The organism is Photorhabdus kayaii (assembly GCF_025384895.1).
Lineage (GTDB): Bacteria > Pseudomonadota > Gammaproteobacteria > Enterobacterales > Enterobacteriaceae > Photorhabdus > Photorhabdus kayaii.
Genome location: NZ_JAJAFZ010000039.1, coordinates 1 through 13962 on the forward strand (window position 1 = coordinate 1; position 13962 = coordinate 13962).

The 13962-nt window shown below is 39.8% G+C and carries 12 protein-coding genes and 1 pseudogene; 4 read left to right on the forward strand and 9 right to left on the reverse strand.

Translation table 11 applies throughout. The features are described from left to right. Nucleotides 1-537: 537 nt before the first annotated feature. Nucleotides 538-669, forward strand: coding sequence for a hypothetical protein (locus LGZ98_RS14640; RefSeq protein ID WP_262405182.1), 132 nt, complete (start codon nt 538-540; stop codon nt 667-669). Nucleotides 670-1273: 604 nt separating this feature from the next. Here the strand turns inward: LGZ98_RS14640 and LGZ98_RS14645 are convergent. The 5 genes and pseudogenes from LGZ98_RS14645 to LGZ98_RS14665 form a co-directional block, all read right to left on the reverse strand. Then, a pseudogene (locus LGZ98_RS14645) lies at nt 1274-1436 on the reverse strand (transposase); the annotation flags it as partial. A gap of 127 nt (nt 1437-1563) precedes the next feature. Then, nucleotides 1564-3594, reverse strand: a complete 2031-nt coding sequence (locus LGZ98_RS14650) for a hypothetical protein (RefSeq protein WP_113043856.1) — start codon at nt 3592-3594, stop codon at nt 1564-1566. A gap of 2 nt (nt 3595-3596) precedes the next feature. Next, entirely contained in the window at nt 3597-4403 is an 807-nt protein-coding gene (locus LGZ98_RS14655) for a hypothetical protein (RefSeq protein WP_262978225.1), read from the reverse strand. A gap of 8 nt (nt 4404-4411) precedes the next feature. After that, nucleotides 4412-4789 carry a hypothetical protein gene (locus LGZ98_RS14660; protein WP_262978226.1) on the reverse strand — a complete coding sequence of 126 codons (378 nt, stop codon included), beginning with the start codon at nt 4787-4789 and terminating at the stop codon, nt 4412-4414. Then, on the reverse strand, nt 4777-5073 hold the full coding sequence (locus LGZ98_RS14665) for a hypothetical protein (RefSeq protein WP_262978227.1): 297 nt from the start codon (nt 5071-5073) through the stop codon (nt 4777-4779). The genes LGZ98_RS14660 and LGZ98_RS14665 overlap by 13 nt, the downstream gene beginning before the upstream one ends. Before the next feature lie 520 nt (nt 5074-5593). On the opposite strand from LGZ98_RS14665, the gene LGZ98_RS14670 reads away from it, so the two are divergent. After that, complete coding sequence (locus LGZ98_RS14670; protein ID WP_113043858.1) at nt 5594-6961, forward strand: pyridoxal-phosphate dependent enzyme; 1368 nt, start codon at nt 5594-5596, stop codon at nt 6959-6961. Nucleotides 6962-6978: 17 nt separating this feature from the next. Continuing rightward, nucleotides 6979-8133 carry a trans-sulfuration enzyme family protein gene (locus LGZ98_RS14675; RefSeq protein ID WP_113043859.1) on the forward strand — a complete coding sequence of 385 codons (1155 nt, stop codon included), beginning with the start codon at nt 6979-6981 and terminating at the stop codon, nt 8131-8133. 90 nt (nt 8134-8223) lie between these two features. Here LGZ98_RS14675 and deoD read toward each other — a convergent pair whose 3' ends face one another. From deoD to LGZ98_RS14695, 4 genes are all read right to left on the reverse strand, one after another. Further along, complete coding sequence (deoD, locus tag LGZ98_RS14680; protein ID WP_262978228.1) at nt 8224-8940, reverse strand: purine-nucleoside phosphorylase; 717 nt, start codon at nt 8938-8940, stop codon at nt 8224-8226. Between the two features lie 78 nt (nt 8941-9018). Continuing rightward, nucleotides 9019-10242, reverse strand: a complete 1224-nt coding sequence (gene deoB, locus LGZ98_RS14685) for a phosphopentomutase (protein ID WP_262978229.1) — start codon at nt 10240-10242, stop codon at nt 9019-9021. A gap of 199 nt (nt 10243-10441) precedes the next feature. Next, the gene (deoC, locus tag LGZ98_RS14690; RefSeq protein WP_113043862.1) at nt 10442-11221 is read right to left on the reverse strand and encodes a deoxyribose-phosphate aldolase; all 780 of its coding nucleotides are present in this window, start codon (nt 11219-11221) and stop codon (nt 10442-10444) included. A 326-nt stretch (nt 11222-11547) separates the two neighbouring features. Beyond that, nucleotides 11548-12813, reverse strand: a complete 1266-nt coding sequence (locus LGZ98_RS14695; protein ID WP_191214955.1) for a NupC/NupG family nucleoside CNT transporter — start codon at nt 12811-12813, stop codon at nt 11548-11550. A 345-nt stretch (nt 12814-13158) separates the two neighbouring features. Here LGZ98_RS14695 and LGZ98_RS14700 point away from each other — a divergent pair, with 345 nt between their 5' ends. Continuing rightward, complete coding sequence (locus tag LGZ98_RS14700) at nt 13159-13854, forward strand: phosphohydrolase (protein ID WP_109791941.1); 696 nt, start codon at nt 13159-13161, stop codon at nt 13852-13854. The last annotated feature ends 108 nt before the right edge of the window (nt 13855-13962 follow it).

Genomic DNA, 13962 nt, shown 5'->3' on the forward strand with positions numbered 1-13962 from the left:
TATTTAAAAATATTATTAAAATCGATTCCTTTGGGAAAATAGATCATCTAATTAAATTATTCATATGTTTATCTTCCTTTTTTCCAGGAATATGAATATTAACAAAACCCATTTTTTTCTTGTTTTTCACTAAAATGTTTATGATGGGTAAGTTTTAAACTACTATTAAAAATCATTTTTTAATCTCTGGTTTTAATCGGCATAAGGTTTTAACCGTTATTTTTACCCTCTCTACATTTTATTTTTACTGGCTCTGTTTTACTGGCAATCCTAAGAGCCTATCCCAATAAGCGTAATTGTTGCAGGCCGTTCTTATAAATAAACAGTGAACATGGACAGCGCGGAAAAATCGGAACGTACACGTAGTACGTGAGGATTTTGAGCACTGCCCAGGTTCGCTCTTTATGGCAAAGAATAGCAAATAAAATAGCCCTATTGGGATAAGCAGTAAGTGGCTTTTATACCCTATAGATTTCAAGATGCATCGCGACGGCAAGGGAGCGAATCCCCGGGAGCATAGATAACTATGAGACCGGGGTGAGTGAGTGCAGCCAACAAAGAGGCAACTTGAAAGATGACGGGTATATAAATCAGCCAGTAAATAGCCTGACTATATTAAAGATATCTCTTGATGTTTTCTCGGATAAACCCTCCTTTTCCATGGCTTAAATCCTGCCAAATTAACCGTTTTATCTCTTTTTTATTGCATTATTTTTATAGCTTACGTCTTAAAATGACGGTGAGAAAACATCTCACTTTCAGTTCATTAAAAAACTTTCCCTATCGTGCTGATTTCTTTTCAACTTTCCGTTAATGGTTAATAGGTTTCGATTAAATATCATTAACTATTCTGCTAAAAAGTGGTATTTATTATGTTAAATCAACCTGTTATATAAAAATTTAATCTCTCTGTATTCGTGCTTTTAAATGGTTATGGCAGTAAATAGGCCATCTTTAATCACTCTATACCTTTTAAAAATCTGGCATTAATGGAGTATCTGTTTTTCCCCCTTAGCTGACTAATCACCGATAAAAAGGATTTTACGACCGCTAGAAAAGATTTAATGAATGATATTTACGTTTTATAGCCTATATTTATCCTCCCCATTTTCATTAAATTGGCATTCAGTTTTCTCGTTTTTCCTGTATTTTATTTTTCAGGTTTAAAACTAGATTAGCTAATGGTATTAAAATCAAAACCCATTTTTTTAATCATTTTCAAAATCCCGTTAATCCTGTTAAATGTTTTGAATCAGTTCAGGAATATGTAAAAACTAAGGTTTTTCACCTTTAAGTCCTCAATGACGATCATTGAGTGGTTTTTGCTGGTGGTTTTCGCTGATAGTCATCGTGACTTTATGAAGGTAATCTTTGCGGATATTGGCGATACGGGCATGTATGCGCTGGATTTTGCGTTTCTACTTTTGCCAGTTATTCCCCTCCCGCTTTATGTCAGCGGGAGTACCCTTTCGAAGGAAGAGATGGCACCGTGACTTTTAGCATGGCCTCGGTGCCGCCGGTATAATCCTTCCGCTTTTTCAGAGAAAACCTTTTAATTTTCACCTAGTTTTCAATGTATATCTTAGCTATTTTCTCAAATAAAGAGCTTTTACTAACTTCCCTTAACCTTAATATATCGCTGGTAAAAGAACGTAGGAAAATAGATGTAATATTTTGTTCCATCGCATTTATCTGTTTACCCTCTTTATCCATAGTCAGAATATTATAAATTAAGTTCTCTTTTGCAATCGTTTGATGAGGTGAATTGCATGGTGATACAAAATACAATAAGTCATCTCCCCTCGGTTGAAGATAAATATGTTCATACTGACTATTCTGTTTAGGCGCTAAGTAATAGGGCAAAACTGTTTCAATCGGATTACATACCCTATTCACTAAATTTTCATCTTCCAAGGCATATTCAATATTATCTATTTTCTGATTACCGATGATTCTAGGAATTCTATCCGAGTGATATCGACTAAGACATACTTTTTCAACATTATCAAACAAATAAAAAGAATCATTATAAAGTTTTGATATTTTTTTCATAAACTTGCATTTTTCCCCAAGAGCATCTGCATTATTCACCAGTGAATGCTCATTGATGAAAAGCGTTTTATTATGAATATCAACATCAACTATTGAAGCAAGTATTTCCTTATTTTTCTTATATTCTTCTGGAATCCTAATATACACAAGAGTTATCTTTAAATCAGGAAGATCAATATTTTCAATTTTTTTCTCTTTGAAAATTCTCTCTTTTAACCAAAGTTCACTTTTGATCTTTTGAATTTTTATAATTATTTTATTACTTAATCTTTCCAAGCCGGTCTTCTTATCGTTTTCCACAATATCATTATCTAAATTTATACCCTGAATAACTGTTTCACCTTGCTCTTCAAACCTATAGTGTTTTAATTCCGAATAGTAATCCAATTCAGCATCTTCTATTCCCTTTTCTCCAATATGCTTAAATGCATCCCATGTCGTGTTTTTAATTTCACCCTTGACCAATATACTGGTTTTAGCTCCATCATCCAATGAATTGAGAACTAAATAGTTTTTATTTTTATCCAATGCATTAAAATCTTTAGCAGAAGAATAAGTTAATTCTTTTAGTTCAAATACTTCCTTAATCTCTTTTTCCAAAAACATTTTGGATTTACTATCAGCAGAATGCTTTGGCATTCTGGCATCTATTAATACCAGAGGATGTAATAAATTTTTATTAACCGTGATAAAGTCATGAAGGACATAATCAGCTCTAAAGTATCTTTCATTAAAAGAGATCTCAGCATGATTTAATAGTTCTTTTATTTTTTGTATAATCAAGTTTTGAACATAATTTTTACTATTTCGATATCCTTTCATGAATCGCATAAATTTTTTCTCAGAGTGTTCATTGGTATTGATATTATCTGTGACCTGAAAATTATTTTCTTTAGTTCTAAATAACAATTGAATTTCTTCTGTATTGTATGAATCCACTTTTTTTTCAATTCTAAAAACCTTTCTATGTAAATTTACGACTAATTCTTTTTGATAAAAGAAATGAAAATGTGGATAAAAAGTATCAATTATATTACCTCGTTGTTCTGCTGATAAATAAATTCGTGAATTATAAAATTCAGGTTCTATTTCATAATTCTCTGCAAGTTCTTTCAGAAAAATTCTTTTAATATGCAATCCCACAATCGCAGAAAAAACATTGCATAAAAATTTGCTATTTTCTTCAAGTTTATCAATAAACCCTTTTATGTCATATTCCTGGTCGGAAAGATAAAAAAAGTGAACTGCTTTATTACTCCAAAAACTATCGTAAAACACTTTTTCTGATGGATTTAAATTTAGTTTTTTCCTTATGATTTTTTGTATTTCCTTATCTACTTTAGTATAGAAATCTTTGTCTCTTTCTCCTACTTCTTTAACAAAACTCTTTTGACCGTGAGTAATATATAATCCACTACCATCATCTACTTCAAATAGCTTTTCTATATTAACAGAAATACTCCCGTCAATGTCTAAAATATTAGTTTTAGCTACAGGAGAAACGCCAGAACAATCTTTAGCAATATCAGCTAACTTTATCATTATCAACCACCTTGCAATAAGTTTAAAATTTGTTTATTAATACGAACTTCTTTAACTAACTCACTTCCTGAACCTATACGAAAATCCTGATCATAATCTTGCTTTTTGTTTTCATACCCAAAGTATTCTTTAAATAAGTTAAGATAATAAATTTTACTATCTGAAGATATTTCTTGTTCAAGATTTAATGGGTTATTTTCTATACGAGTATTTAAGTATACGAACTTAACCGATTCATATTTATTATCAATATAACTTAAAATAGTTTCAGCTTTTCTTTGCGCATTATTATGCGTTTTTAAAGATTGATATCTTTTATCTAAAGTAGATGACCAATTTTTTGTATCAACACAAATTAAATGCTTATCCACCTCAATATAAAAATCAAACAACTCATAAGCTTTTTTTCCTATTTTTCCACTCAATAATTTAGGATCTATTGGCTGACAATGATGTAATCTAGCCAAAAGTAAGGTAAATAAATACTCACCAATATTCCCTTTGAGCAATGGAATAAAAAAGGGATGTGGAATGCAATCTTTAAACACATTCTTGCTTAGAATTGTAATTTCTTTTAAAAGATGTGTGACATGTTCATCTTTTCTACCACCAACTCGATTACCAATACCTGAAAATATCCATTCCTTAGGATGATATATTGAATAGCCATGTTCAATATCAGTTAACGTTACTATCCCATCTTCAAGATTTTTAATACTTAACTTTAACTGTGGAGCAGTAGATATATCAATATACCCATCATCTTTCAAGTTGCCTCTTTGTTGGCTGCACTCACTCACCCCGGTCACATAGTTATCTATGCTCCCGGGGATTCGCTCCCTTGCCGTCGCGATCCATCTTGAAATCCATAGGGTATATATAATGCATCAACCGCATCCATCATTACTTGGTATTTTTGAACATGAGGATTTGATTTCAATTTTTTTACATAGTTTGATGGCGATATCAAACTTTCAATAGATCGAAGCTGTTCATTAAATATAATCGCTTCAACATTATCTTTCCTTGCAACTGAGAGAATCTCTGGAACAAAATCTTCAAAAAATTCTTTAAGTAAAGCCGAATTTCGAGCTATTTCTTTCTCAAATGATTTTCTCTCTTCACACGATTTAAAACTACATATCACTCTTTCTTTTTCGCATAGCCGCATAAAATTATGATTTAATAGAGACATACTCTCCAATATCGGACGATTTTTTTAATTCGAGTAAATTGATTAAACAGAACTATTCCATCCTCTACAGCACTATCTGGAATAAATATCTCTGTGTTCATCTTCGTATCTTTACGCTCAACGCGCCCAATAGCTTGCATTAAATCTTTTAGTTTAGAAATCATATGCTCACGCATTAAAAACTGGTAATCTTCACCACTAGATAAATTGATATCAAAATCTTTTAGAAATTTTTCTTCATCTGAATCAGAACATTGTTTCATTAACAGCAGATAGTTTTGCAACGAGTGAAGTGTCCTATCATTTGTTTTTTCATCCTTAATGATCGCACTCCAGAATGGTACACTCGTTAATTATTTTTTCACGATCAAACTCTACACAAAATGCATATGATTTTCCAGAGTAAAAAAATCTCATATCTTAATGACAGTAAACAGGAAGATGTTATTTTAAAATCACAACGGAGACTCCAAGAAACAAGATGAAAATAGCCATCATCTTGTTCATGGAATATTTTTGAAACCTGAATACTTCTTAGATTAATAACTAAGTTATCGAAGTATAAATTGTCGATAAAAATCATCGTTTTTATTCTGATTAGCTCCTGACAGTAAATTAAATGATTTTATTTACCTCACACTTTAATAAATCAGGAAATCTAAACGTCTATACTTCTTCACATCTAAAGTAAAACTAATATATTCCTTTTGGCTATATATGGTTGCTATTCATTCTTTCAAACAAATACATATACAGCGTTATCCTCCATAACTATCTGAATACAACGGATTATCTGGATATGATATGACCACATCACGCTCTGTTCTCGATATGATTGGCAATACCCCGTTGCTGGAGTTAACCCATCTAAATACCGGCCCATGTCAATTATTTATTAAGCTGGAGAATCAAAATCCCGGTGGCTCTATTAAAGATCGCGTTGCTCTTTCCATGATCGAGCAGGCAGAAGAACAGGGGCTACTTCAATCTGGTGGTACAATTATCGAAGCGACTGCTGGTAATACCGGCATCGGGTTGGCACTGGTCGCCGCCCTGAAAGGCTATAAATTGATTCTGGTTGTTCCAGATAAGATGAGCCGAGAGAAGGTGTTTCATCTGCGTGCACTAGGTACCGATGTACGTCTTACCCGTTCTGATGTCAGCAAAGGTCATCCAGAGTACTATCAAGATTATGCCCTACGTCTGGCGCAAGAGATCCCCGGTGCTTATTACATCGATCAGTTCAATAATCCAGCTAATTCAGCAGCGCACACTACCACTACCGGACCGGAAATCTGGCAGCAAATGGACCACAATGTCGATGCAGTGGTGATCGGTGTCGGGTCCGGTGGCACGCTTGGCGGCTTGAGCCACTATTTCGCTCAAGTTTCGCCGGAAACTGAATTTGTTCTGGCAGACCCAAATGGTTCTATCCTGGTGGACTATATCGAACACGGCAAATATGGTGAGGCCGGGAGTTGGCAAGTGGAAGGTATTGGCGAAGATTTTGTCCCTCCTCTGGGCAATTTTAGTCGAGTGCGCCACGCATACCGTGTCAGTGATGCAGAAGCTTTCTCCAGTGCCCGTGATCTGTTGCTAAAGGAAGGTGTGCTGGCGGGTTCTTCCAGCGGAACCTTGCTCGCCGCCGCACTGCGCTATTGCCGAGCGCAAACTACCCCCAAACGTGTGGTTACGCTAGCGTGTGACAGTGGAAACAAGTATCTGTCAAAAATGTTTAACGATTATTGGATGCTAGAACAGGGGTTCCAATCGCGTGTGCTACAGCACGATCTCAGCGATTATATTACTTACCGTTATCAGGATGGCGCTACGGTTTTTATATCGCCAGAAGATACGTTAAAAACGGCACATACCCGAATGCGCTTGTATGAGATTTCTCAATTACCCGTGCTGGAAGGAGGGCAAGTCGTTGGCATCATCGACGAGTGGGATTTGATGCACACCGTGCAGGCTGATCCACGCAATTTTAGCCTGCCCGTTAGCCACGCCATGACTCATCAGGTGAAAACGCTGGATAAGAACGCTTCTTTGCAACAATTGATGGCAACTTTCGACGCCGGACATGTGGCGCTGATCGTCAATAATGACCATTTTCTTGGGCTGGTAACTCGCACAGATGTGCTGAACGCATGGCGTCAGCAACTTAATTGATTTTTAGGAATGACTTTATGACCAAGTTCGATACTAAAACTGTTCACGCCGGCTACACACCAGATCACACTGGTGCGGTAATGCCGGCAATTTATGCAACATCAACTTACGCCCAATCAGCCCCCGGTCAACACACGGGTTATGAATATTCCCGCAGTGGTAATCCGACACGTGACGCTCTGGAAAGCGCGATAGCCGAACTGGAAAACGGTAGCCGAGGCTACGCTTTTAGCTCAGGGCTCGCTGCCAGTTCCACGGTGCTAGAACTCTTGGATAAAGATAGCCATTTGGTGGCAGTCGATGATCTGTACGGTGGTACCTACCGGCTACTCGAAAAAGTACGTAGCCGCACCGCCGGTTTGCGTGTCACTTACGTGGAAGCCAATGACATTACCGGCCTTGAAGCAGCTATTCGTCCCGACACAAAAATGATTTGGGTGGAGACCCCCACCAATCCCTTGCTGAAACTGGCAGATCTGACGGCTATCGCACAAATAGCGCAACGTCACAGTATTATTAGTGTGGCAGATAACACTTTCGCCTCACCATATCTCCAGCGCCCACTTGATCTGGGATTTGATATCGTCGTGCACTCCGCCACTAAATATTTAAACGGCCACTCCGATGTGATCGCCGGGCTGGCAGTTGTCGGAAAAAATGCAGAGCTAGCAGAAAAACTTGGTTTTCTGCAAAACTCTGTAGGTGGTGTGCTCGATCCATTTAGTAGTTTCCTGGTACTACGCGGAATGCGGACACTTGCTCTGCGTATGCAACGCCACATTGACAGTGCATCAAAGATCGCTCACTGGCTGGAACAACAGCCTCAGATCGAAACCGTCTTCTATCCCGGCCTCGCTTCCCATCCACAGCATGAACTGGCGAAACGTCAAATGAAGGGCTTTGGCGGTATGATTTCTGTTCACTTAAACGGTGATGATGATTATGCCCGTCGGTTAATTCAAGAGCTAAAACTATTTACCCTGGCAGAAAGTCTGGGCGGGGTGGAGAGTCTGATCAGCCAACCATTCAGTATGACTCACGCGTCTATTCCATTAGAAAAACGCCTTGCTTCTGGGATCACGCCACAGTTGGTACGCATTTCTGTGGGTATAGAGGATGCAGAGGATCTTATCGCCGATTTGGCTCAAGCGTTAGAAAAAGCCACTCAATAAAAAAGCAATGCCAGCCAATTTTTTCAACTGGCTGGCATTTAAATAAAAACGGCTCTTTTTATGCAATCAACAGCAAATGTAGAACCGGAATTATTTATCACCCAACAGAACGGATTCCAGTGCGATTTCAATCATTTCATTGAAAGTCGTCTGGCGTTCCTCGGCGGTCAGTTTTTCATGAGTGCGGATGTGATCAGAAACGGTACAGATAGTCAGTGCTTTTGCGCCATATTCAGCCGCAACACCGTAAAAACCCGCAGCTTCCATTTCTACGCCCAGAATGCCATATTTTTCCATGATATCGAACAGTTGTGGATCAGGAGTATAGAACAGCTCAACCGAGAAAATGTTACCTACGCGCACATTGATGTTTTTTGCTTTAGCCGCATCAACAGCGTTACGGACCAGATCGAAATCAGCAATCGCCGCAAAATCGTGATCTTTAAAACGTATACGGTTAACTTTGGAATCAGTACATGCCCCCATGCCAATAATTACGTCACGCAATTGAACATCTTGACGTACTGAACCACAGGAACCTACACGGATAAGGACTTTAGCACCAAAATCAGTGATCAGCTCTTTCGCATAGATAGAGCAGGATGGGATACCCATACCATGCCCCATCACAGAAATCGGGCGGCCTTTATAAGTACCGGTAAATCCCAACATGCCGCGTACATCGTTTACCTGCCGCGCATTTTCCAGAAAAGTTTCAGCAATATATTTCGCACGTAACGGATCGCCAGGCATCAGAACAACATCTGCAAAATCACCCATCTCAGCATTAATATGGGGAGTAGCCATCATTAAATTCCTTATATTTTTTTATTTACTGGTTATTTTAGTGATATTTGGCTGCCCAAAAGCAGCCAGTCAGTAGGTTCAGAACATTGATTTGCCATATTCCATTGGCGACAGTTCGAAATATTTAGCGACTGTCTGTCCAATATCAGCAAAAGTTTCACGGTGACCCAATGAACCAGGTTGCACTTTTGGTCCATAAATCAGCACCGGAATGTGCTCACGAGTGTGGTCAGTACCAGACCACGTTGGATCACAACCGTGGTCGGCGGTCAGGATTAAAATGTCATCATCTTTCACCCGTTTCAGCATTTCAGGCAGACGACGGTCAAACAGTTCCAATGCCGCCGCATAACCCGGAACATCACGACGATGACCATAAGAAGAGTCGAAATCGACAAAGTTAGTGAATACGATGGTGTTATCACCTGCTTTTTCCATTTCCACCAGCGTTGCATCAAACAATGCATCAATGCCGGTCGCTTTCACTTTTTGCGTAATGCCGACGTTTGCATAGATATCGGCAATTTTACCGATAGAAATGACTTCGCCATTTTTCTCATCGACTAATTTTTTCAGCATGGTAGGAGCAGGTGGCTCTACCGCTAAATCATGGCGATTACCGGTACGCTGGAAGTTACCCGCTTTGTCTCCAACAAACGGACGCGCAATCACCCGGCCAATGTTGTAACCGCCATCAGTCAATTCTTCACGGGCAATTTCACATAGCTCATACAGACGATCTAAACCGAATGTCTCTTCGTGGCAAGCAATCTGGAATACCGAATCAGCAGAAGTATAGAAAATCGGTTTACCCGTTTTCATATGCTCTTCACCCAGTTTATCCAGAATAACCGTACCAGAAGAGTGGCAGTTACCGAGATAACCTGGCAGATTTGCGCGTTCTACCAGTTTATCCAACAATGCCTGCGGAAAGCTGTTTTCTTCATCTTTGAAGTAACCCCAGTCAAACAGCACCGGGACACCGGCAATTTCCCAATGACCTGACGGTGTATCTTTACCGGAAGAGAGTTCACTGGCGTAAGCGTAAGCACCAATAATGTCCGCGTCTTTATCCAAGCCGACAGGGAAAGTTCCACAGGACTCCTCAGTCGCTTTCCCCAAACCTAAACGGCTTAAGTTCGGCAAATACAGAGGCCCTTTGCGACCGATATCCGCATCACCACGGGCACACGCTTCTGCAATGTGCCCCAAGGTGTTAGATCCTTGATCACCAAATTTTTCGGCATCTTTACTGGCACCAATGCCAAAAGAATCCAATACCATGATGAATGTACGTTTCATAATTTTCTCCTGCGTCAAATCACGCTATACCCGTTATCTTTCAAATTGCCTCTTTGTTGGCTGCACTCACTTACCCCGGTTACATCGTTCGCTATGCTCCCGGGGATTCACTCCCTTGCCGTCGCGATCCATCTTAAAATCCATAGGGTATTAATCATGATTAAAGCCGTTACGCGCCGACTGATGCGGTGAGCGATTATCAATAATGGCTGCTTTGTTTTTGCCCCTGATGACCCAGAGTATTTAGCAAGTTGCCTAACAAGCTAGAAGCCCCAAAACGAAAATGACGGGCATCAACCCATTTGTCACCCATGATATGATCAGCTAATGCCAGATATTGTGCAGCCTCTTCAGCGGTACGCACGCCACCAGCCGGTTTGAAGCCAACCGTTTCACCCACACCCATCTCATGAATCACCTTCATCATGATTTCAGCACTTGCCAATGTCGCGTTAACCGGCACTTTACCTGTAGATGTTTTGATAAAATCGGCACCCGCGTTGATTGAAATTTCAGATGCCTTACGGATCAGAGATGCCTCTTTCAGTTCACCCGTTTCAATAATAACTTTTAGCAGCACATCCGCTTCTGCACAGGCGGCTTTACACGCTTTTACCATCTCAAAACCGACTTGTTCATTACCGGCCATCAATGCACGGTATGGGAAAACCACATCGACCTCATCAGCGCCATAAGCAATAGCCGCTTGGGTTTCAGCTAAAGCGATGTCAATATCGTCATGACCATGTGGGAAGTTTGTCACTGTTGCAATGCGGATTTCAGGTGTGCCCTGTTCACGTAATACTTTACGTGCCAGAGGAATAAAACGAGGGTAGATACAGATAGCCGCAGTATTGCCCGCGAGGCTTTTCGCCTGATGACAAAGTGCCGTCACTTTTTCATCGGTATCATTATCATTGAGTGTCGTTAAATCCATCAAACTCAGCGCACGCTGCGCTGCTGCGGTTAAATCGGTCATAAAACTCTCCAACGTTATTATCGCGGCTAGCTTCTGCTAGATTATCATCAAATAATACACGACAAAAAATATATACCCTATGGATTTCAAGATGCATTGCGGCGGCAAGGGAGTGAATCCCCGGGAGCATAGATAACTATGTGACCGGGGTGAGTGAGTGCAGCCAACAAAGAGGCAACTTGAAAGATGACGGGTATAACTCACGTCCAACAAACAATAGAGTATAAAGAGTATAAAGACGCTGCTTCTTCATCACGAATTAAAGATAAACCGGTAGGACGATAGATTGCAGGCGGGATTATCCCACCTGCCTAATTTCAGCAACGTTACAGAGCCAGGAAGAAGCCTGCGATAGTTGCACTCATTAAGTTGGATAATGTGCCCGCGATAATGGCTTTCATTCCCAAACGAGCAACATCTCCGCGGCGGTTCGGTGCCATACCGCCCAGACCCCCTAGCAGGATAGCAACGGAAGCAAGGTTAGCAAAACCACACAATGCGAAGGAGATAATTGCTTTAGTATGATCTGATAGAACCTGCAAACCCGCCGCCATAACCACATCATCCGGTTTCAAATAGGCACCGAAATTCATAAAAGCAACAAATTCGTTCACAACTATTTTTTGACCGATGAAAGAACCTGCTACCGTTGCTTCATTCCACGGAACACCAATCAGGTAAGCAATTGGCGCGAAGACCCACCCCAACACCAGTTCAAGAGAAAGTTGTGGATAATTAAACCAACCACCGATTCCACCGAGAATACCATTCAACAATGCAATCAGGGCAACAAACGCCAATAACATTGCCCCGACGTTCAATGCCAATTGCATACCAGAAGCAGCACCAGAGGCGGCTGCATCAATAATGTTAGCAGGACGTTCCTCTTCAGCGACCAGTGACATTGCATCAACAGTATCGCGTGGCTTTTCAGTTTCAGGCACCATCAATTTCGCGAACAACAGGCCACCTGGTGCCGCCATAAAGGAAGCCGCAATCAGATATTCCAAAGGAACACCCATTGATGCATAACCCGCCAGTACTGAACCCGCAACGGATGCCAGACCACCACTCATTACCGCAAACAGTTCAGATTGAGTCATAGTCGCAATATAAGGGCGAACAACCAGTGGTGCCTCAGTTTGGCCCACGAAAATATTCGCTGTCGCAGACAAAGATTCTGTACGTGAAGTTCCGAGAATCTTTTGCAGCCCCCCCCCCAAGACTTTGATAACTAGCTGCATAACACCAATGTAGTACAACACTGCAATCAATGAAGAGAAGAAAACAATAATAGGCAGTACACGCAGGGCGAAAACAAATCCCCCACCACCAAACAGTTCAAACATTTTGGGGGAAACTAATCCACCAAAAATAAAATCCATTCCTTGTTGACCAAACTGGATAACACTAGAAACTCCCTCAGACATACCCATTAATATTTTCTTACCTGTGGGAACATAAAGTACAAAAGCACCGATAGCGATCTGAATCAAAAAGGCACCAAGGACAGTACGGAGTTTAATAGCGCGATAATTACTGGAAAAGAGTACTGCGATCAAAATCAGCACTACCATCCCGACCAGGCTCATAAAGAGTTGCATTGGAAGAATCCCTGTTCACTTAATAATAAATTAAATATGTCAGTTGAACGTAAATCGCTCACTGACGCTGAGTCGGCGCTGATTATACTCAGTCATCGGAATGAACAAGCTATTGACATCACAAATATCTACTGCAAAAAGCAATAAAAAAATGATAAATGTGATGTGAATCACACAAATTTGCGGAAATAATCTTCAATAGATAATCTAATCTCGGAATGGCAAAATAATCAACAATTAAGAAATAATTATCAGGTAAGCACAGCTAAAGGACAGAAGATAGAAGATAGAAGATAGAAGATAGAAGATATGAAGACATATTATATGAAAATAATGAAAGCCAATATGCTAGAAGAACGCTTGAGAGAATTTTTGAAACATCGACTCGCTCACTCTAATGATAATGCTCATGATATTGGGCATCTGATCCGTGTTGCAAATAACGCGAAAAGAATCATGGAGAAAGAAGGAGGTGAGCCTTTAATTATCATTGCCTCAAGTTACTTACATGACATTGTGTCATTACCAAAGGATCATCCAGAAAAAAAACAGTCTTCAAAACTTGCAGCACAGGAAGCCGTAAAAATTCTATCTATTGAATTTCCAGAGTTCCCAAAAGAACTTTATGATGCGGTAGAACACGCCATTATAACCCATAGCTACAGCGCAAACTTACCTGCCAAAACAATAGAAGCTAAAATACTCCAAGATGCAGACCGATTGGATGCATTAGGGGCTATTGGACTCGCCAGAGTATTTTATATAGCGGGTATGCTCGGTCAGGGGCTTTTTCATCATGATGATCCCTTTGCACTTAATCGCCCCTTGGATGACAAATCCTATACAATCGATCACTTTCAGACAAAGTTATTTAAACTCCCCGAAAAAATGAATACCACAGAGGGTAAGAAGATTGCACAATTGAATGCCCAATATTTGGTTGACTTTTTGAGCAAACTGTCGAGCGAAATTAAAGGTGATTTAATTGATACGGATGAATTTATAAAGGATTTTTTCAAGGAAAATTAATTGCAAATATTATAACCTTGGAGCTTTACCAATAGTCGTTAAAATCACTCTGTAACTGCCTATCCCAATAGAGCTATTTTATTTGCCATTTTGAACCTGGGCAGTGCT